Origin of the sequence: Micromonospora echinospora (genome assembly GCF_900091495.1) — a bacterium.
GTDB classification, from domain to species: domain Bacteria; phylum Actinomycetota; class Actinomycetes; order Mycobacteriales; family Micromonosporaceae; genus Micromonospora; species Micromonospora echinospora.
Genome location: NZ_LT607413.1, coordinates 5,333,076 through 5,353,379, shown reverse-complemented (window position 1 = coordinate 5,353,379; position 20,304 = coordinate 5,333,076). Strand labels below are relative to the sequence as shown.

12 protein-coding genes are annotated in these 20,304 nt (G+C 73.8%); 8 read left to right on the top strand and 4 right to left on the bottom strand.

What is annotated here, in order from left to right; genetic code table 11:
• Positions 1–21: 21 nt before the first annotated feature.
• Positions 22–852 carry a MerR family transcriptional regulator gene (locus GA0070618_RS23815; protein ID WP_088983610.1) on the bottom strand — a complete coding sequence of 277 codons (831 nt, stop codon included), beginning with the start codon at positions 850–852 and terminating at the stop codon, positions 22–24.
• Between the two features lie 59 nt (positions 853–911).
• Here GA0070618_RS23815 and GA0070618_RS23810 point away from each other — a divergent pair, with 59 nt between their 5' ends.
• Positions 912–2,069: a GlxA family transcriptional regulator gene (locus GA0070618_RS23810; RefSeq protein ID WP_231931428.1), complete on the top strand. Its 1,158-nt coding sequence runs from the start codon at positions 912–914 to the stop codon at positions 2,067–2,069.
• Here the strand turns inward: GA0070618_RS23810 and GA0070618_RS23805 are convergent.
• Entirely contained in the window at positions 2,014–7,662 is a 5,649-nt protein-coding gene (locus tag GA0070618_RS23805; RefSeq protein ID WP_088983609.1) for an RHS repeat domain-containing protein, read from the bottom strand. The two genes, GA0070618_RS23810 and GA0070618_RS23805, sit on opposite strands and share 56 nt — an antisense overlap.
• Before the next feature lie 14 nt (positions 7,663–7,676).
• Positions 7,677–13,679 carry a LamG-like jellyroll fold domain-containing protein gene (locus GA0070618_RS23800; protein ID WP_088983608.1) on the bottom strand — a complete coding sequence of 2,001 codons (6,003 nt, stop codon included), beginning with the start codon at positions 13,677–13,679 and terminating at the stop codon, positions 7,677–7,679.
• A gap of 386 nt (positions 13,680–14,065) precedes the next feature.
• On the opposite strand from GA0070618_RS23800, the gene GA0070618_RS23795 reads away from it, so the two are divergent.
• The 7 genes from GA0070618_RS23795 to GA0070618_RS23765 all read left to right on the top strand — a co-directional run bounded on the left by GA0070618_RS23795 (position 14,066) and on the right by GA0070618_RS23765 (position 18,986).
• The gene (locus tag GA0070618_RS23795) at positions 14,066–14,752 is read left to right on the top strand and encodes a hypothetical protein (RefSeq protein ID WP_197701616.1); all 687 of its coding nucleotides are present in this window, start codon (positions 14,066–14,068) and stop codon (positions 14,750–14,752) included.
• Positions 14,753–14,761: 9 nt separating this feature from the next.
• Positions 14,762–15,346, top strand: coding sequence for a MauE/DoxX family redox-associated membrane protein (locus GA0070618_RS23790; RefSeq protein WP_088983606.1), 585 nt, complete (start codon positions 14,762–14,764; stop codon positions 15,344–15,346).
• Positions 15,343–15,897, top strand: a complete 555-nt coding sequence (locus GA0070618_RS23785) for a TlpA family protein disulfide reductase (protein WP_197701615.1) — start codon at positions 15,343–15,345, stop codon at positions 15,895–15,897. The genes GA0070618_RS23790 and GA0070618_RS23785 overlap by 4 nt, the downstream gene beginning before the upstream one ends.
• Complete coding sequence (locus GA0070618_RS23780) at positions 15,894–16,826, top strand: peptidoglycan-binding domain-containing protein (RefSeq protein WP_088983605.1); 933 nt, start codon at positions 15,894–15,896, stop codon at positions 16,824–16,826. The genes GA0070618_RS23785 and GA0070618_RS23780 overlap by 4 nt, the downstream gene beginning before the upstream one ends.
• Positions 16,823–17,005 carry a hypothetical protein gene (locus GA0070618_RS23775; protein ID WP_088983604.1) on the top strand — a complete coding sequence of 61 codons (183 nt, stop codon included), beginning with the start codon at positions 16,823–16,825 and terminating at the stop codon, positions 17,003–17,005. The genes GA0070618_RS23780 and GA0070618_RS23775 overlap by 4 nt, the downstream gene beginning before the upstream one ends.
• Positions 17,006–17,119: 114 nt before the next feature.
• Positions 17,120–17,590: a hypothetical protein gene (locus GA0070618_RS23770; protein WP_197701614.1), complete on the top strand. Its 471-nt coding sequence runs from the start codon at positions 17,120–17,122 to the stop codon at positions 17,588–17,590.
• Between the two features lie 79 nt (positions 17,591–17,669).
• Positions 17,670–18,986, top strand: coding sequence for a TIGR04013 family B12-binding domain/radical SAM domain-containing protein (locus tag GA0070618_RS23765; RefSeq protein ID WP_088983603.1), 1,317 nt, complete (start codon positions 17,670–17,672; stop codon positions 18,984–18,986).
• Positions 18,987–19,053: 67 nt separating this feature from the next.
• Here the strand turns inward: GA0070618_RS23765 and GA0070618_RS23760 are convergent, their stop codons facing one another.
• Positions 19,054–20,244 (bottom strand): hypothetical protein, encoded by a 1,191-nt coding sequence (locus tag GA0070618_RS23760; protein WP_088983602.1) that lies wholly within the window; start codon positions 20,242–20,244, stop codon positions 19,054–19,056.
• Positions 20,245–20,304 lie beyond the last annotated feature (60 nt).

Here is a 20,304-nt window from a genome sequence, read left to right as displayed (position 1 = left end):
CGGGAGCGCGTCCGGACACCGTCACGCCGGTGCGGGCTCGTAGGGGAAGGCGACGTCGACGCAGTGTTCGTCCGGCGCGGCGGTGGCCCAGTTGGGGTAGTAGATCTCCCGCACCGAGGCGGATGCCCGGTGGCCGTGTTCTCGGAGCCACGCACCGATCGTGTCGTACGCCTGGAGGATCGCCGGGTAGGTCGCCTGCGCCCTGGTGAGGGGCACCCATGCCGCCCGGTGCGCCGGCTCGATGCGGACCCCGACGGGTCCGTCCGGCGAGCCGGTGCCCCGGATCGGCGCGCACACCTCCACCGGGCCGTCGGAGTCCTCGCTCACCAGGCCGTGATAGGCCGCGAACACCGGCCCGGCCAGCTCCTCGCCGTGCCGGATCAGGTGGTCGAAGAGCGTCCGGGTGGTGTGGGACAGGACGTCCGGAAGGCGATCGACGGTGACGTGCCGCTGGACGAAGAGCACCTTCTGCGGGTCGACGTCACGTTGCCGCACCTCGTGGGGGGTCTCCACGCCGCCCTCGGTCCGCAGCAGCGCGACCAGGTGGTCGACGAGGGAGCCGCGGGCGGCGTGCGCGGTCCGGGCCGCGTCCCAGTACGACCGCACCCGCTCGGCCGCCTGCGGACCGGGCAGGTCGAGCACGTCGGCGACGTCCGCCAACGGCATCCCGATCCCGCGCAGCAGGAAGATCCGGCGGGCCCGGTCGAGTTCCGCCTCCCCGTAGTACCGGTAACCGGTGTGGCTGTCGGTCCGGGCCGGTTTCAGGAGCCCCCGCTCGTCGTAGAGCCGCAACGCCTTGGCACTGAGTCGTGACCGTCGCAGGAAGTCGCCGCTGGTCAGCCATGGTTCCATGACGCGAGTCTGGACCTCGCCCCTGGGGCGGGGTCAACCCGACCGGGATCAGGGAATCGGTGTCCGACAGGGGCGGCTGGGTCGCGTACGGTGAGGAGATGCGGGAGCGGGTGGTCCTCGTCGTCGGGTACGACGGTGCGGAACTCATCGACATCGCCTGCGTCAGTTCCAGCCTGGACTTCGCCAACCGCATCGGCGCGAAGCCGCCGTACCGGTCCGTGCTGGCCACGCCGGGCGGGCACAGCATCACCTGCGACTCCGGACTGCGACTGCACGGGCAGGAGAGCCTGGAGCGGTGGCATGCCCCGGTCGACACCGTCCTCGTCTCCGGTGGACTGGGTCACGAGCTGGCGGCGGCGAATCCGCTCCTGGTCGGGCACGTGCGACGCCTGGCCGCACTGGCTCGCCGGGTCGCGTCGGTCTGCACCGGGGCGACGGTGCTCGCCGAGGCCGGTCTGCTGGCCAACCGCCGGGCGACCAGCCACTGGATGTACGCCGAGCAACTCGCCAGCAGCTATCCCGACGTCCTCGTCGACCCGGAGCCGATCTACATCCGCGACGGGGACGTCGCGACCTCGGGTGGCGTGACCAGCGCCCTCGACCTGACCCTCTCCTTCATCGAGGAGGATCACGGCATGGCCCTGGCGCGGGGAGTCGCGCTGGGCATGGTCGCGTACCTGCAACGTCCCGGCACCCAGGCGCAGATGAGCATGTTCCTGACCCGGTGTTCGTCCGACGACCTCGTCGTGCGCCGCCTCACCAACCACATCGCCGGTCACCTGGCCGACGATCTCGGCGCCGCCGCCCTGGCCCGCCTCTCCGGAGTCAGCGAGCGGCACCTGTCGCGGCTGTTCCTCACGTACCTGGACGCGACGCCCGCGCAGTACGTGCGTCAGGTCCGCACCGAGGCCGCCGCGCATCTGCTCACCTCGACCACGCTGCCCCTGTCGGCGGTGGCGCGGCGCTGCGGCTTCGGTTCCACCGAGTCGTTGCGGCAGGCGTTCCTCGCCCGCTACGCCGTGCCGCCCTCCCACTTCCGGGCCGAGCGTCGGATCCCTCTCCCCCGCCAGGCCACCCCCGGCGCGACGCGCCCCGACGCCGACCAGGGGTCCCGCACGTCGGACGACGACGTGCGGAACCCCCCGATCCCGGGTCCTGCGGCTACCGCGGGGGCTCGTCCCACCGGACGCGGTACCCGGAGTTCTCGGCGTACGTGACGGTCATCAGCGAGCCGACCGAGGCGCCGGCGCCCACCCCGAGCTTCAGGGCCATCGAGCCGGCGTTGTCGTTCGGCACCGGGAACTTCTGCTCGTGCTCCAGACCCCCGTACGGGCCGAGCCCACCCTCGTTGGCGACACTGATCACCTTCCCGCCGCTCGAGCTGGCCACGCCCGCGGCGCTCGAGTGGTTCAGCCGGAAGACCGCGGTGGCGTGCACCTCCGCCCCGACGACCCACCCCCACTTCTCCGACTGGCTGAACGTGATCCCCACCGAGTCGAAGTTCACGCACCCCTCGGTGACGAAGCCGTAGACGACCGCACCGCTGAACTCCAGGCAGATGGACGCGGACCACTCGGGATTCGCGGCGACCTGGTCCGCCGCCGCGCGGATCTGCTCGTCGTCCACGTCGGCGCCGATCCCGGCATCCTTCAGGTCGCCCAGCAGCTTGTCGACCTCGTCGGTGATCCGGCCCGCCGTCCGGTCCTGCGCCCTGAGCTTGTTGATCCGGTCGCTCTCGGCGAACACGGTCGGCCGGTGCCGGGGATCGATCCGGGGCCGGTTCCAGGGGCTCCGGGTGCCGTCCCGGCGGGAGTGGAACTCGCAGCTGTCACAGAACGACCTCCGCTTGGGCTCGGGCGTCCACGCGCTGTACTCGCCCTTGGTGTGTGCGTAGAAGTCACAGCTGTCGCAGTAGAGGCCGGTCGGATCGCTGAACGTGACGGGATTGTTGTTGCTGTAGCCGTAGCCGTTCATCAGCTGCGGCTCGTTGCCCAGGACCGGGTCGACCGAGATGAACCGGCCGTGCTCGGGGTCGTACTCCCGGGCGCCGAGATGGGTCAGGTCGGTGCTGTCGTCGATCGTGCCGCCGACGAAGCCCCGCTCGTCCGGCCAGGCCGGCCGGGTGCCGCGCGGGTTACCGAACGGGTCGAAGCGGCGCTTCGTCACCGTCAGCCGGGTCGCGTCGATCGACACCTGGGCGGTGCCCTGCTGATCGCCGGCGAGCCAGTGCAGACCGGCCGTGGTCCGTACGGCGACCGTCGTGCCGCCGTGGGTGTAGTGCCGGGTCCCGGTCAGCGCGCCGGTGGCGTGGTCGAGCCGTACCTCCTGATCGCCCAGGTAGAGGGTGGTGGCGGTGGGATCGCGGCGGATGAGGCGCTGGCCGGTCGCGTCGTAGACGAAACTGGTGGTCCGGTCGTTCTCGGTGGCCTCGGCCAGCCGACCGAGCGCGTCCCAGGTGAGCCGCTGGTCGCCCCGCACGGTGGTGTTGCCGGCGGCGTCGTACGCGTACGTCTGCGCGCCGGCGCCGGTGACGGCGGTCGGCGCGTGTGGCCGGTCGCCGCCCGGGGCCGGGTACGTGTAGCCGGTGGTGACGTCGCCGGCGGCGGTGTGCGCGGTCTTGCCGAGCCGGTTGCCCACCAGGTCGTAGCGGAACGACTGCCAGTACGGCGCCGGCCCGGCCAGTCCGGCCGCCGTCGGGTCGGCGGCGCAGTCCCCACCCGGCGTCCACGCCTCGGTGAGCCGGCGCAGGTGGTCGTAGCGGAAGCACTGCACGTCGGCCGGCTGCTCCAGCGGGGTGTCCGCGACGGAGGTGACGTTGCCCATGTCGTCATAGCGGTAGTGGACGTCCGACTGCATGGGTCGGGGCAGCTCGGCGTCGACGATGGTGCGGTCCAGCCGCCGGGTGTGCGCGTCGAAGTAGCGCGACAGCCAGACCCGCTTGCTGCCGGTGCCCAGTTGCAGGCGCTGCATCTCGCCGTAGCGGGTGTACTGCGTGCCGGCCGCGTAGGTGACGGTCTGCCCGTCCGGCCCGCCGTACGTGGTCAGCGGCCGGCCGCTGTCGTCGTAGGTGTGCAGGACCTCCTCCTCGAAGAGGCCACCCACGCCGGGATGGCTCACCCCGGCGAGGCTGCCGTCGGGGTGGTACGACACGTACGAGGTGTACGTGCCGGCGAGCACCCCCTGTGCGGCCGGGATGGTGATCGCGGTCTTCCGGTGCTGGTACCGCGCGGTGTAGGCGAGCACGGCGCTGGTGTACGCGTTGCCGTCGGCGTCGTAGCTGGTCGAGCTGGCCGGCTGGCCCTTCACCACCCCGCCGAAGCCGTCCGGCACGGTGTCGTAGGTCCAGGCGGCGAGCAGCGGCCCGTCGTCGCCGGTGCGGACCCGTAGCGGCCGGCCCCGGTCGTCGTAGGCGTAGCTGATGGTCCGGCCACGGGCGTCGGTGACGGTGCGGAGCTGCCCGGCGGCGTCGTACGTCATGCGGGTCTCACCCCGGTCGGGGTGGTCGGTCCGGATCTGCCGGCCCCGCTGGTCGTACCGGTAGCTCCAGCTGTTGCCGGCGGGGTCGGTGATCGTGGTGAGCCGCCCGGCCGGGTCGTACGCGTACCGGGTGACGTCGGACGGTCCGTCGGTGGTGCCGCCCCGGTACTGGTGCAGGGCGACGGTGCGACCCCGGGCGTCGGTGACGGTGGTGGTCGCGGTGCCACCGGCGCGCGGCGTGACGTGGGTCCGGTCGCCGCCGTAGCGGGTGGTGGTGCGCCACGTCGCCACCGCGCCGCTCTTGAAGATCGCCTCGACCGCCCGGCCGGCACCGTCGAACCTGGCCTCGGTGAGCCCGGGAACCTCGACATCCGACGCCCGCCACAGATTGTCGTCGATCGGCGCGTCGTTGAAGTACGCGGACGTGACCTTGTACGCCCGCCCCTGCGAGTCGTACCGGGTGTCGGTCAGCAGTCGACCGCCGCCGACCGCGGGCTCCTGCGTCTGCCGGAGCCGCAGCTGCCCGTCGTAGGTCTCCTTGTGGCTGACGTAGGTGCCGTTCGGGCCGATCCGGGTGCTGGTCACCACGGTCGGCGCGTCCCGTCGGACCAGGTAGGAGAACCGGTGGCTGGCCTCGACGCCCGGCCCGCGCGGTCGGTCCGGGGTCCAGACCGCGACGACCCGGCCCAGCGGGTCGTACGCGGTGTCGGTGCGCCGGCCGTTGACGTCGGTGACGGTGACCGGCTGCCCGGCGGCCGGGTCCAGGGCGGTGGTCGTGGTGAACCCCATCGGATCGGTCGCCACCGTCGCCGTGGTCGGCCCGCCGGTCGTCGGCGTGTACGCGGTGCGGGTCCGCCGACCGAGCGCGTCGGCGGTCTCGGTGGCACGGCCGTGGGCGTCGTAGCCGGCGGTGGACTCGGTCACGTAGACCGGCTGGTCGTCGTCGAACCGGTCCAGTGTCTCCAGCCGGGTCGGGTTGCCCGCCGTCGGGGCGGCTCCCCGGGCCTGCCCGTCGTAGGACGTGTACCGGTCGGTGACGGTGTGGGTGGGCAGCGACGGCGTCGCCGCGCAGCGCACCGAGAGCGTCTGCGTCCGCGACGGCAGCGACAGCAGCCACCGCGTCGGGTTGCGCGCGTAGGTGACCCGGGTGCACAGGTCGTCGGTGGCGGTGTCGACGTCACCGAGGTCGTCGACCGTCGTGGCCAGGCCCCGGTCGTCGTAGCCGGTGACCACCTTCGTCTCCCGCCGGCCGTTCTCCAGCGTGGTGAAGGTGCGTTCGGTGCCGGGCCGGACGAGGTAGGCGTGGAAGGCCCTCCGGGAGGCGGTCGGGCCCTGCCAGACGGGGTCGGTGAGGGTCTTGGCCGCCACCGTCGCGCTGTCGCCGAGGTACGTGATCGTCTCCCGCTCCAGGCCCCGCAACCAGTCGTGGTCGGTGTGGTCGGTGCGCTCCGAGTCGGTGACGGTCACCGACCGGGTGCCGCCGCCGGGCTGTGGGTCCCCGTGCATACCCCGGTAGAACCGCTGCTCGGAGAGGCTGACCGGGCCGGCCGGATCGTTGCTCGCGCCGGTGCGGACCCGGACCCGGGCGAAGCCCCGGAACTCGTTCCAGGTCCGCCTGTCGGGCGGCGTGAACTCGGAGGTGTCCTGGTGCCAGGCCGCGCCGTCGAGGTACTCGTAGGTGAACACCTGGTCGGTGCTGCTGCTGATCCGGTCGCCGACGGTGACGGTCTCCACCACGTACTTGTGGAACCAGTCGGTCCGCTCGGCGTGGCCCGGCCGGCTCCACGTCACCGGGAAGCAGCGGTGGGTGTTGCGGTGGGCCTCGGTGGGCATGGAGGTGCCCGGCACGCAGTCCGGGTCGGCGTAGTTGACCGAGATGAGCCCGCCGGACTCGGCGACGATCCCGGTGAGCCGGTAGCGCAGCAGCGGCGACAGGTGGTCGGCCTGGTGGACCCGGTTCGGTAGCGCGGCGCCCTCGAAGGTCACCGGCGGCAGGGCCGCCGAGCCGCCGACCAGACCGGTGTGGGTGACGGAGCGCAGCCAGAGGGCCGCCGACGGCTCCCCGTCGCCGGGTTTCGGGTACGCCTGTTCGAGGGTCCACCGGTCGACGTCGGCCAGGACGCCGTCCCGCCGTACCTGGGTGGTGACGCTGGCCAGCCGCTTGGTCGACCAGAACGTCGGGGAGTGTTTGCCCGGGCAGGTGGCGGCGACGCACCGCTGGTTGAGCGGGGTGTCCGGCCAGTTCTCGGGGCGTTCGACCACGCAGGTGCTGCCCGGCACGCACCGGTCGGCCACGGCGAACACCACCTGCGCGGCCGGCGTGCCCGCCGCCGTGGCGTGCAGCCCGTACTCGATGCGCTCCAGCCAGCCGCCGCGCACGTAGGAGACGGCGGTGTCGGTGAGGTTGACCCCGTAGGCGTTGGTCTCGGTCTGGTAGCTGAACAGCATCATGTTGCCGTTGCGGTCGACGACCTTGTCGAGGTTCCACCGCCACGCCTGGGGGCAGCGCGAGGCGGCGAAGCTCGCGCCGTGGCAGGGCTCGCCCGCGTCGTCGCCGAAGACCGGCGCCGTCCAGGTGGATTTCGCCTCCGGACGGGAGCCGAAGAAGTACTGGAGCCCGTCCACGGTGGTGATCTTCCAGTACTCGCCGTCGTCGTCACCGTTACCGGCGCCGTCGAGCCGCTCGATGCGGGAGCCGTCGTCGCTGACGGTCCGCCACCGGTCGTCGGAGTCGCAGCAGACGAGCAGGCCGCCCCCGCCGCCGTACGCGGCGGTGGCGTTGTCGCTGCGCCAGCAGAGGTCGCCGGTGGTCGGCGGGGTGGTGCCGCCCGCCTTGTCGTCCGCGCAGGCGCCGTAGGAACGTTCCACGAAGCCGGGGTTCAGGTGCCAGCCGTCCCCCACCCAGGAGGGCTGGTTGTTGGCGGCGCTGGTCCGGCCATCCACGGTGGACGACTGGTAGGACAGGGACAGGTCCGGGGTCAGGTCGCCCGGCACGGGCGGCACCCGCAGCGGGTACGACCACTGGAAGTCACCGGACTGCGCCGCGACGGCCCACGTCGCCGACGGCGACAGGGGCGTGGCGGTCGGGGTACCGCCGCCGTCCGGCGCTCCGCTGCCGGCCGGCTGGTTGCCGTGCAGGGCCTGGCTGGTCGCCGGGTCGGTGGGGCGGGCGGACATCGCCTCCTGGGTCACCGGCACCGACGGGATGCCCGGCAGGCCCACCGACGGGCCGGCGGCCGTGGCCGGCGACGGCTGCACCGCCACCGCCAGCGCGGCGGTGACCAGCACGGTGACGGCGGACGCCAGCCACCGGCGCGGGGTCGGGTACGACATGCTTCCTCCTCCGGTCAGGCGCGGGTGGCCCGCTGGGCGATCTGGCTGTCCGGCACGATCCCGAGGTCGACGCGCACCTCGTCGATTTCGCCGGTCAGGTGCTGCGCGGGGGCGCCGCGGAGTGTGCCGCGGCCGATCGCGAGCCCGCCGGTCGCCGGCCACAGGGTGACGGCGTCCCGGCTGCCGGCCAGTTCCCCGTTCACGTACAGGCGGAGCTGCCCGGCGGCGTGGTCGTACACGCCGGTCAGGTGCGTCCACTCCCCCAGCACGGCCGGCGCGCGGGAGCGGGCGTGGGTGAACTCGGCGGCGTCCGCGTCCTGGGTCCACGTCCCGAACACCCAGGTGTCCAGCTCCGGGCGGTACTGGAGGGCGAAACCGCTCATCCGGGTGCCGTCCTGGGCCACCACCGTCTGCACCGCCGGCTCGTGGGTCAGCCGGACCCACGCCGAGACGGTGAAGCTGGTGGCCAGCGGCACCACCGCCGGGCGCTCGCTGGTCGCGGCGGCCGTGCCGGCGAGCGCCAGCGCCTTGCCCACCGCCCCGTCGACGTACGAGACGGTGCCGGTCGTGGTCGTCGGGTTGGCCCGCCACGACGAGTCGCGCACGGTCTGGTCGTCGAACGTCCAGTTGCCGAGCATCGTGGGGGCGGTGTCGTCGTACACCCGGCTCATCTCGCCGTCGCGCAACGCCGTGCCGAACGCGCGCACGTCGTCGACGGCCCCTGGGAAGTGCTGGCCGTCGCTGCCGCCCCAGCGGCCCCGCGCGACGGTCAACGGCCCGGTGGCGGCCCACGTCGTCACGCCGGTCTGGGCGGCCGAGAGGCGGCCGTTGACGTACAGCCGGAGCTGCTGCACGCCTGCGTCGTGGACCAGCCCGAGGTGGGTCCACTGCCCGGGCCAGACGCGTTCGGTCGACAGGGCGGTGACCAGCGTCGGCGTGGCCGAGTCGCCCGTGGTCACGGCCGCCGCCCACCGGCCGCCCGCCTCCTGGTAGAGGTAGAACGGGCTGGCCTGGGTACCGGACTGGGCGAGGATCACCCGGTTCGTGGTGGGGCTGCCGGTGCTCGCGGACACCCAGGCCGAGATCGAGAAGCTGCCGGTGGTGTCCAGCACCGGCCCGGCGGTCTGCGCGTGCCCGGTCACCCCGTCGAACCGGCCGGCGGCGGTGATCCGGCCACCGGTCCAGTCCGCCCCGCCGCCCAGGGTGGCGGTCAGCCCCCGGCCGGAGGAGTCTGCGGCGGTGGTGCCGCTGTTCTCGTCGAAGCGCCACCGCCCGGCTCCGGCGGTGGGCAGCGCGCAGGGCTTCGGGTCCGCGACGGTGCCGCACTGCACCGGGTAGGAGGTGTACAGGTTGCCGATCCGGCCGTCGTCCAGCGCGCCGCTGTACAGCCGCACGTCGTCGACCATGCCCGGGAAGTACTGGCCGGCGACGCCGGCCGCGTCCCGACCCCGGCCGATCTGCACGCCACCCGTGGTGGTCCAGGGCTGGCTGAGGGTGCCGTCGCCCTTGCGGGTGCCGTTGACGTAGAGCCACAGCTTCCCGGTGGCCCGCTCGTAGACCCCGGCCAGGTGCACCCAGGTGTCGAAGTCCGACGGCCGGACCGGCACGGCCGCCTTGGTGATCCGGCCGTCGGGCTCCGGCATCTCGAACACCCAGACGCCCTCGGCGTGCTGGTCGCGGTCGCGCCAGTGTCCGAGCCGGAACTTGCTGGCCCCGCCGGCGGCGCCGTCCAGGCTCACCGCGACCAGCTTGCACTCCGTCTGATCGGCGCCGATCGGGCAGGTGCTGCCCAGGTGCACCCAGGCGGCCACGGTGAAGTCGGCGTCGGCGCGGACGTCGACCCCGCCGGTGGCGAGCCGGCCGTCCGTGCCGTCGAGCCGCACGGCGTTACCCAGCCGGCCCGGTACCCGGGTGACCCCGCCGGTCGCGGTGGCGGTGTGCCGGCCCACGGCGTCCGCGGCCTGCGTGCCGCTGCCCTCGTCGAGTCGCCAGTTGTGGGCGAGGGTCAGGTCGCGGCCGGCCATCGCCCGGATCTCCTCGGCGAAGAGCGTCCGGCCGTAGACGGCGACGTCGTCGACCGCGCCGACGAACCGGTTCAGCCGGGTGCCGTTCCCCAGACCGGCCCCGATCTGCAGCCCGCCGGCGGCGTGGTCCCAGCTCTGGTGGTGCGCCTTCGTGCCGGCCCGGACCCCGTTGACGTAGAGGGAGAGCTGCCGGGCCGGGGCGTCGTACACCCCGACCAGGTGGGTCCAGACGCCCACCTGGACCGCCGGGCCGTCAACCCGGTCCACGACGCTGCCGCCGGCGTCGGCGCTCGGCATCGAGAACGACCAGCGACCCGCCGGGATCGCCTGGAGTTGGACGGCGCTGACCTGGCTGCCGTCCTGGGAGACCACGGTCGCGGTACCGCCGACCTGGTCCAGCTTCGCCCAGGCGGCCACCGAGAAGCTCTGCCGGACGTCGACGGTGTGCGGCAGGCTGACGTGGTCGTCGCCGCTGAGCCGGACCGCCAGGTCGGTCGGGTCCGGGGCGTCGCTCTGCCCGCCCGTCCAGGACGGGGTGCCGGTCAGGACGCCGGCCGGGCCGCCGGTGGCCGCGTCGGCGTTGCCGTCCAGCCGCCACTCACCGAGCGCCACGTCGTCGCGGCTGACCACCGCCTGGATCTCGGCGGCGCTCAACGCCCGGCTGTAGGCCCGGACCTCGTCCACCCAGCCCGTCCAGTACGCCCCCGGCGTGCCGTCGTGGCCCCGCCCGATCGCCAGCGCGCCGGTGGCGTCGAAGCCGCCGGTCCGGTTCGCGGTGCCGACGAGCACGCCGTCGACGTACAGCCGGATGACCGGCGGATCGGTGGTGACGGCGGGATCGGGGTCCGGGTCGTACACGGCCGCCAGGTGCGTGGGTGTGCCGGTCTGCCCGGCGGACTGCACCAGCGGGTCGGTCGGGCGTTGGCCGTCGGGCGCGTCCGCCGACGGCGTGCGGAACTCCCAGACGCCGCCGGAGGCGAGGCTCCGGTAGCCGAGGGAGAAGCCGCTGACGGCCGTGCCGTCCTGGGACACCGCGGTGGCGGCCTGCCCGACCGGCGGGGCCTGACCCAGCCGGACCCAGGTGGCGACCGTGAAGGCCTGGTCGGTGTGGACGGCGGGGCCGCTGGTGGCCGCGTGGTCGCCGTCCCCGTCCAGGAGCAGCGCGCCGCCGACCGCGCCGCCGTCGGGCAGGCCGTCGCCGTCGCCGTCACCGGTGAACGCGGCGTCGCCGTGCAACGCGACCATCTCGCCGCCGGCCGCCTCGTTCCGGCCGGTCGTGCCGGACAGCTCGTCGAGCTTCCAGTGGCCGGCCCGCACGTCGTCGGTGCCGACCGCGGCCCGCACCTCCTCGGCGCTCACCACCCGGTCGTGGACCTTCACCTCGTCGAGCAGGCCCGCCCAGTGGTCGACGCCGGGGCTGCCGTTCCACATCGTGCGGCCGATCTGGATCCGGCCGGCGGCGTTCGTGTCGGCCACCGTCCGGGCGGCGGTGCCGGCCTGCACCCCGTCGACGTACAGCCGCAGCACCCGCTGGCCGGCGTCGTAGACCCCGGTCAGGTGCGTCCACGCCCCGGTCCGCGCCGGCTGCGCCGAGGTCGCCAGGTCGGTGCCCTGGTAGCTGGTGTCCGATCTGGGCATCCCGAACGCCCAGTGGCCGCCGTTCTCCGGCCGGTACCAGAGCACGAAGCCGGCGAAGGTGGTGCCACTCTGGCTCACCACGGCCCGCGCGGCGCCGGCGCTGTCCAGCCTGACCCACGCCGACACGGAGAAGCTGGCGTCGGTGCGGACCGTGTTCTCCGGCGTCACGTAGGTGGTCGCCCCGTCGAACCGGGCCGCCTGGCCGACCGCGCCGGGCGCGTACGTCACGCCGCCCACCACCACGCCGTCGCGGTCGCCGAGGAACGCGGTGTCCTCGGCGTTGCCGTCCAGGGACCACTGGGCCAGCGGCCCGCTGCCGGCCCGGACGTAGAAGTGGTGCTGCCGGGTGGGGCTGGGATGCCCGGCGCGGTCGACGCTGCGCACGAAGAGGTCCCGGGGGCCGTCCCCGGGCGGGACGAGGTCCAGGGTGGCCGTGCCGCCCAGCGCGTTGGCGGCGACCTTGTTGGTGGGTGGGTCCGTCCACCCCCACAGGTAGTGGTCGACGTCGTTGACGCCGTTGTCGTTGACGCCGCCGGACTCGAGGACGAACCGGCCCGGCACGTTCACCCCGCCGTGCCAGCGGTTGTCCGCCTGGTACAGCCCGGCCCGCACCACGGGTTTCACCGTCGGCGCGTTCCGGTCGATCACGAACCGGGTGCCGTGCGCCCAGTCACCGCCGTGTCCGACGGTGTCCTCCGCCTTCACCGCCCACTCGACGGCCTTGCCGTGCCGGCCGTCGGTGCCGACGGTGTACGAGTGCACCTCGCCGGAGTTCTTGAAGGCGCTCCGCGACTGGTACACGGTGCCGCCGACGTTCACGTTCCACAGCGACTGCATCTGGTCGCCGTCCTGGTCGACCAGCTTGGCCATCAGCCGCACGTTGTCGTCGCCGACGTACCGCACGCCGCCGCACCACTGGCACGGCGCCGCCAGCGGCGGATCGGTGCCCAGGTTGGTCGGCACGTCCGGCACCCGGTTGAAGTTGACCGTGAGCTTGGCGTTGTTGTCGTACTTGCGCCAGGCCAGCTGGTCGTTCTCGTCGGCGGCCCGAACCTGGAAGGTGGTGGTGCCGCCCCGGTTGACCAGCCCGCCCACCCCGACGCCGACCTCCTTGTATCCCGCGCAGCCGTGGTACACGGCGGGTGCGGTGAAGTCGACCGCCGTGCCGGTCTGGCCAGGCTGGTTGTTCCAGGTGGTGCCGGAGTTGATCGCGGCAGGGGCCAGGTACACCCGGTGGGTACGGGTGCCGCAGCTCGGGCTGAGCACGGCGGTGAGCCGCAGGTCGGCCGAGACCACCAGCCGGCCGGCGAGGAAGCTGGTGTCGAACTGCCAGTAGGTGCGGGCGACGCCGATGCCGTTGCAGGTCCCGTCCTCGTAGCACCGGCCGACCTGGGCCCACGGCGGGCTTCCGCTGCTGTTCCAGTACGCCGTCCCCGGGTTGCCGGAGAGCACCGACGTCCAGGACTGCTTGTCGGCGGTGTGCCAGAGCGGGTCGATGGTGACCGGGTACCGGGTGGCCCGGTCGGCCAGCAACGACCGGTCCGGCCGCAGCACCAGCGCGCCCCGCTCGACCGCGACGCCCACCGTGGCCTCCCGGCGGGGTGCGCCCGCGTCCCACATCCGGGACACCGGGGCGGCGAGGCGCACGGTCCCCCCGCCGTCCCGGGCCTCCAGGCCGCCGGCCCGGTTCGTCCGCACGGTCACCCCCGTGGTCCGCAGACCCAGCCGTACGGTCCGCAGCGCCGGGTTCGCCGCCGCCGCCCGGTCCCGAACCACCAGGTACTGGGCGTACCCGTCGGCCTCGGCGCGCAGTTGCAGGTCGACGCCGGGCAGGACGTCGGGGTACGTCGCGGTGTCCCCGGCCAGCCTCGGCGTCGGCAGCGGTCCGGGCCAGGACAGCTCGATCCGGCGCTTCGGGTCGCCGTACCGGACCAGCGGCCCGCCCGTGCCGCCGCCGGAGAACGACAGGGGCACGGTCGCCGCCTTCGGGCCGACCGTGCCGTCCGGGCGGCGCGCCAGCGTGGTGTCGACCGGGGACCAGCGGCCGTCCGGCAGCTTCGCCCGGACCGGCCGGGCGGTCACCTCGGCGGTCATCGTGCCGTCCGGCTCGGCGTAGACCGCCCGGGTCGGGCTGCGCAGCGCCACCGCCTCCACCCGGCTGCCCTGCGCCCGCGCCACCCGCAGCGCCGTGCCCGGGTCCGGTGCTTCCGACATCCGCGCCGCCCGGGCAGCGCCCGCCGGCTCCTGCCGCTGCATGCCCGCCGTGCCGGACGAGACCGCCACCAGCACCGCCGCTGCCACGGCTGACACCACCCGCCACGCCCGGCCCGACCGGCCCCCCGTGATCCGCCCCATGTCGCGTCCTTCCTGATGCCGAACCGAGAGCCGGGCACAGTCGGCTCGGCTCACTTCTGCCACCCCACGCGGCCGGGCCGAACGACACCGTCCACGTCAGACCAGCGCCCTCCGGCGGCCCGGCATCCGGACGTCCCGGCCGCCACCCGGCGGCATGGCCGCTGTCGATGCCTCACGGAACCTAGGCCGCCCGTCGACTGCCAGCACCAGCCCGCTTCGATCGTGTCCGGAACCGTGGGGACCGGGTCCGGATTCCTGTCGTCGGAGGCCTCCGACCCGATGAAATGATCGATCTTGCGCAATATCGATCTACATGCATATGATGCCGGCTGCACAGTCGTCGGCACCGAGCGGAGGTCGGTCGGATGGCAACCGCAGGAGCGCCGGTGACACATCGGGCGGTCGACGGGTCCCGTTTCCTGCTCGACGGTTCCCTCGATCTCAGCGCGCCGTCGACGTCGGTGGCCGACGTGACGATCAACGGCCGACTCCACGAGTTCACGACCGGCACGATCGGGCTCGCGGACGACGTCGTCCGGGCGCTCGGCGTCGACCGGTTCGACGAGGAACTCTCCTACCAGGGCGGCCGGCTGTGGACCGCCCGCACCCGCCCCTACGACCCCCAGATCCGGCTGACCGAGGACCGGCTCGTGGCGGTCTGGCGGGGGCGACGCCACTCCTTCTTCACCGAGATCTACGGCGCGGCGACCACCCAGCTCCTCGGGGTGCTGCGGACCCTGCGCATCGAGGAACACGACGACGGCCTGACCCTGCGCCCGGTTCCGAAGGGCGGCGCCGAGTTCGCCGCGCCGGCCACGGTGCTCAAACAGGTTCCCGGACTCGGTCTGCTGGAGATGACCACGCTCACCAGGGAGCGCGCGGAACGCCTGCCGTCGTGGCAGGGGCTGCGGACCCGGGCGGGCGAGCTCTACCGGGACACCCTCTCCGACGGGAAGCCCTACTTCGTACTGGCCACGGCGGACACCTGGCTCAGCGTGGTGCCGCTCGGCGACACCGACCTCGAGCAGGTGCCCACCCTGGTGGACCGGCTCCGCGTCCAGAGGGCCCGGTAGGTCGCGCCGATGTCCGCACTGCTGGCCAGCGTGGCGACGTACACCGTGGTGTTCACGCTGCTGGCCGCCACCGCCGAGCACCTGTCGCAGCCGGGCGCGCTCGCCCGCGCGTTGGCCGCGCACCGGGTGGTCGCCGCGCCGACCCCCGTCGCCGTCCTCGTCATCGCGGCCGAGGGGGTGCTCGCCGGTGCCGGCATCGTGGCGCTGCGCGCCGAGGGCGACCAGGGCCTGCGTACGGCTGTCCTGCTCGGTAGCGCCGTGCTCCTCGGCCTGTACGCCGCCTACGGCCTGCACCTGCGGTCGACCGGCCGCACCGGCCCGTGCGGCTGCTCCCGGCTGGAGCTGCCGATGACCGGTTGGGTGGTGGCGCGGGCGGCGGTCCTGGCCGGTCTGGCACTGGTCGGCCTGTCGCTGTCCGGCGCGGTCGTCGGGTGGGAGCGGGCCGACGCCTCCCTCGCCGTCGTGCTGCTGGCCTCCGCCACCTTCGCCACCCTGCTGTGGCATGTCCCGTCCGCGATGTACTACCCGGCCGGGGCCGCCGACCAGACGGTCGGACGGCCCGCGCCCGGGACAGAGGGAGGCCGACCCGGATGAGCTTCCAGACCAGCGCGCTGATCCTGAGCTGGATCGCGATCCTCCTGCTGGCTCTCGTGGTGTCGGGCCTGGTACGCCAGGTGCACGCGCTGTCGAGCGGGATGGTCCAGCGTCGCCCCGAGTCGGTCGGCCTGCCGGCGGGCACCCCGGCCCCCGGATTCGCCGGGTTGGCCCCGGTGCCCCCGGCGGGGCCGCTGGTGCTGCTCTTCCTCGACCCCGACTGCGGGACCTGCGCCCAGGTCCTGGCCGAGGCGGCCGACCGGGTCGGCCGGAGCGGGCTGGAGTTCCGGGTCCTCTACCGCGACGACGCCCCGGCGCGGGCCGCCGGACTGCCGGTCACCGTGCTCGCCGGGCAGGCGGAGCTGTTCGACCGGTACGACGCCGTCGCCACCCCGTTCGCCACCGTGGTCGACCGGTCCGGACGGGTGCTCCGCGCCGAGCCGCTCGGATCCCGGGCGGCGCTGCGGCGCCTGCTCGACGAGTTTGACAGCTCATCACCCGGCGGCCTGGGACCGGCCGTCGCCACGGACCGCCAGGGAGGCCGGGCATGACCACTCTCGACGCCGTGCCCGCGTTGCGCGGCACCGACCCCGGCACCGGAACCGCGGTCCGACGCCCGCCGGCGCGTACGGGACGCGCCCGCACCGCCTGGACGCTGTCCCGACGTGCCGTGTTCCGGGCGGGCACCGCCGTCGGGATGGCCGCGCTCAGCGTCTTCCCGGCCGCCCGGCGGGCGTACGCCGACGGCTACACGATCTACGCCGGGTGCCCCAGCTACGCCAGTGACCACAACTGCTCGCCGGGCTGCGGACCGAGCGCGATCTTCGCCGACGCCTGCAACACCAGCGGGACCTACACCGGGTTCCACAAGAACGACGGCGTCACCTGGATCCTGCGGCCGAACGAGTGCTACTCCGGGACGTACGACGGCTGGCTCTGGCGCTTCCAGGGGGCGTGCGGCGCCTGCGCGTGCTCGGTCGAGCGCCGTTGCCACGACGGATACCGCAAGACCAGCTCGGGATGGGTCCGGTCGATCTGCCGGTGGAACACCGAGTGCGGCTGCCTCGGCAAGGTCCTCTGGCCCAGCGTCCGACGGAGCGCCACCGGGGTCGACGTCTACACCGTGCAGCACCTGTTGACCAACCGTGGCCACTTGACCACGGTCGACGGGATCTTCGGCGCCGACACCGAGGCGAAGGTGAAGGCCTTCCAGACGGCGGCCGGCCTCGCGGCCACCGGTGTCGTCGACGCCACCACCTGGCCGGCCCTCGTGGTCGTCGTCCGCTCCGGGAACAGCAGCCACGCCGTCCGGGGCGCGCAGCGCCAACTCAACGCGCACGGCCACGGGCTGTCGGTCGACGGGGTCTTCGGACCGGCCACCGACGCCGCGGTACGGGACTTCCAGCGGCAGAACGGGCTCACCGCCGACGGCATCGTCGGGGAGAACACCTGGCGGACCCTGACCGGCGCCCCGGTATGACCGGCCGGGAACCGACGCCGGTGCGGCCCGCCCGGGTCGCCCGCCGGTGGGTCACCGCGCCACTCGTGCCCGCGGTGCTGCTCGCCGTCGGCGCCCTCGGCGCGGCCGCGTCCGGGCACGTGCTCACCTGGGCGGTGATCGGCGCGCTCACCGGCTACACGCTCTCCGGTTCGGTTTGAACGCACAACAGCGCGTACGCGCTGGCCTCGCCCGGGTGGCGGGATCGAGATCGGCAGGGCGTCCTGCTCGCCCTGTTCAGCACGGGACTGGTCGCCGGTGGCCTGCTCAGCGCGGTGGCGCTGGGGTTGCTCTCCGGGCTGTCCGCTCCCCTGCCCGCGTCGGTGCGGTACGCGGCCGTCGTGGCGGTGGCCGTGCTGGGGTTGCTCCGGGAACTCGGCCTGGTGTCGCTCCGGCTGCCGCAGAACGCCCGCCAGGTGCCGCAGGACGTGCTCCAGCGCAACCCGCGACGCGGGGCGTTGCAGTTCGGCTTCGAGATGGGCACCGGCGTCCGCACCTACGTCTCGTCGAGCGCCCCGTACGTGCTGGCCGCCGCGCTCCTCCTCGTCGGCCAGCGCCTGGACGTCGTGGTGCTCGCCGGGGTCGGGTTCGGCGTCGGGCGGGCGCTCACCCCGCTGACCCGCCGCGCCGCCGGCAGCGGCGACCGGTGGGACACGGACCTGCGGGTACGGCTCCGGACGATCACCGTCACCGGGTGCGCCGTGCTGGTGGTCGCCTTTGGCCTGCTGGCCGTCCGGCACTGGTGACCGGCGCCCCAGGAGGGGTAGGCGGCGCGCGGGCGGTGCACGGATCGGGCGTCGCGCCCCGCCTGGCACAATCGCCGCCATGGACGCTCCCGCTCTGGTGCTGGTGCTGCGCTACCGCAAGGCGGTGACGTATGGATTCCACGTCCTGCTCGGCGCGTTGGAGGAGCACCGCACCAGCACGCCGTACGAGGTCCGGTTCGGCGAGACCCCGGAGGCGACGGCGACCCACGTCCGGACCGCGCTCGACGGTGGGGCGCAGCGGGTCCTGGTGCTCTGGTCGTTCTACTCGCCGGACGCCGAGGCAATGGCGGGCGAGCTGGCACTGATCCGTGGGCTGGTCGACGCCCCGAACGTGGCGCACGTCGCCGGGGGCGTACACGCCACCGCCGAACCCGTGCAGACCCTGGACGCGGGCTGGGACGTCGCCGCGGTCGGGGAGGGCGAGACGACGCTGCTGCGCCTGGTGGACGCGGCCGGCGACCCGACCGGGATCCCGGGCCTCGCGTACCGGGACGCCACCGGCGCGATCGTCCGGACCCGGCGTCCGGAACGGCGACCGCTCGACGAGTTCCGGGGTTTCTCGCTCCGGTGGCACCGGTTCAACGCGTTGGAGATCACGCGCGGCTGCGTCTTCTCCTGCCGGTTCTGCCAGACCCCGTTCATGTTCTCGGCGAAGTTCCGGCACCGCAGTGTGGCCAACGTCCGCTGGCACGTCGACGCCATGCGCGAGCGCGGGCTACGGGACGTCCGGTTCATCACCCCGACCGCGCTGTCGTACGGCAGCCAGACCGACGAGGCGAACCTCGACGCGGTCGAGGAACTCCTCGCCTCCTGCCGGGAGGGGATCGGCCCGGACGGCCGGGTCTTCTTCGGTTCCTTCCCCAGCGAGATCCGGCCCGAGCACATCACCCGCGAGGCGTTGCGCCTGGTCCGGAAGTACTGCGCCAACACCAACATCATCGTCGGGGCGCAGTCCGGCTCGGACCGGATCCTGGACGCCGCCAAGCGCGGGCACGGCGTCGAGGAGGTGCGCCGGGCGGTACGCGTCGGCGTCGAGGAGGGCTTCCGGATCAACGTCGACATGATCTTCGGCATGCCCGGCGAGGACCGGGCCGACGTCGAGGCGTCCCTGGGTCTCGCCCGGGAGCTGGCCGACCTCGGCGCCCGGATCCACGCGCACACGTTCATGCCGCTGCCCGGCACCCCGTGGCGGGAGGCGCCGCCCGGGGACGTGGCCCCGGAGACCATCCGGGAGGTGGACCGGCTCTCCCAGCGCGGCGCCCTGTACGGCCACTGGCAGAAGCAGCGCGACCACGCGGTACGGCTGGCCGCCGCCGCCGACGCACATCCACGGCCCGGCCGGAGCCGCACCATCCTGCCCGTCGTGGACCGGTGACCTCCGGCGCCGGTCCCGTCGGGATCGTCCCCGGACCCCGGCCGGGTCAGCGGAGGAGCCGGTGCGGTCACACCGTCCCGACCGGACGCTGGTGCGCCCCGGTGATGTCGGTGCCCACGAGGTGCGGCGTCGAGCCGGTGACGAACAAGCGGTAACCGTCGTGGTAGCCGACGTAGGAGCCACGCTGGTGGTGGGTGACGGTCAGTTTCAGTCGCGTGCCGGCGGCCACCTGGACCTGGATCGTGTCGGCCAGCTCGACGGAGTCCGACACGGCGAGCACCCGCCCGGTGTCGTCGGTCAGGCGCAGGTCGAAGTCGTCGACGAGCGCCGTTCCGCGGGCCGCGCCGGCCGGATAGTTCAGCCGGTTCCCCGCGGCGCTGGTCACGTACGCCGACACCGTGGCGAGGTCGTAGCGCATCCACATCGGGACGACGTTGACGGTGACCCACTGGGTGTGGCGGGAGGTGAACGAGTACTCGACCGCGCTGCCGGACGCCAGGTGGCTCCGCTCCACCATGAACGAGGTGTCGTTGTCGTATCCGAGGTCGCGGGCGTACTGGTCGCCGTAGGACTCGTACAGCTCGTACCTGCGGGTGCCGGAACCGTACGGCACGTCCACGTTCCGCTGCACCGAGCCGCCGCTGGTGACGTACGCGCCGGTGGAGTTGCGTCCGAAGCCGTGCGCGCCGACCGGCCCGAGTGGCCCCAGCGGGCCGAGCGCGCCGAGGGGGCCCACCGGCCACAGCACGCCCCACACGCCGCCCGCCTGCACCTGCTTGCTGAAGTCGCCGAGGCCGGGCAGCGTCTGGTGGTACGCCTGGTCGGAGAGCGGCCCGTCGGGACCGAGCGGCCCCCAGTCGCTCATCGGCCCGCCGTACCACCCGAGCATGCCGGCCCAGTCGTCCCAGACCGTTCCGGTGATCCAGTTCGCGGGGTGCCAGACGGCGTCGCCGATCGGACCGGCGACCCCGAGCGGTCCCCAGGGACCGATCAGCCCGTAGTGGCCCAACGGGCCCATCGGCTTGAGGTAGTCGGCGGCACGCAACGGGTCTCCCGGGTAGGTGGTCCGCACCGCCGGGCCGACCGTGGACAGGTCACCGCCCAACGCCTCCACCGAGGTCGCCGACACGTACCCGGGCACCGCGGCCTGGGCGGGAGCCGCCATCGTGACCACGGTCGCCGCCGCCACGAGCACCGCGGCGAGGCGACGCCGTCGGGCGGAGGCCGCCGGACGGGATGACACCCCGGTCGTCTGCATGGTCCGCCTCTCACGTCACCGGCCCGTGGATCTGTCCGGCGCTCGCCGCCGACCCGGCCG

Coding starts and splice junctions, on each gene's coding strand:
- GA0070618_RS23815 (WP_088983610.1), bottom strand. CDS start 852: ATGGAACCATGGCTGACCAGCGGCGACTTCCTGCGACGGTCACGACTC.
- GA0070618_RS23805 (WP_088983609.1), bottom strand. CDS start 7,662: ATGTCGTACCCGACCCCGCGCCGGTGGCTGGCGTCCGCCGTCACCGTG.
- GA0070618_RS23800 (WP_088983608.1), bottom strand. CDS start 13,679: ATGGGGCGGATCACGGGGGGCCGGTCGGGCCGGGCGTGGCGGGTGGTG.
- GA0070618_RS23790 (WP_088983606.1), top strand. CDS start 14,762: ATGTCCGCACTGCTGGCCAGCGTGGCGACGTACACCGTGGTGTTCACG.
- GA0070618_RS23785 (WP_197701615.1), top strand. CDS start 15,343: ATGAGCTTCCAGACCAGCGCGCTGATCCTGAGCTGGATCGCGATCCTC.
- GA0070618_RS23780 (WP_088983605.1), top strand. CDS start 15,894: ATGACCACTCTCGACGCCGTGCCCGCGTTGCGCGGCACCGACCCCGGC.
- GA0070618_RS23775 (WP_088983604.1), top strand. CDS start 16,823: ATGACCGGCCGGGAACCGACGCCGGTGCGGCCCGCCCGGGTCGCCCGC.
- GA0070618_RS23765 (WP_088983603.1), top strand. CDS start 17,670: ATGGACGCTCCCGCTCTGGTGCTGGTGCTGCGCTACCGCAAGGCGGTG.
- GA0070618_RS23760 (WP_088983602.1), bottom strand. CDS start 20,244: ATGCAGACGACCGGGGTGTCATCCCGTCCGGCGGCCTCCGCCCGACGG.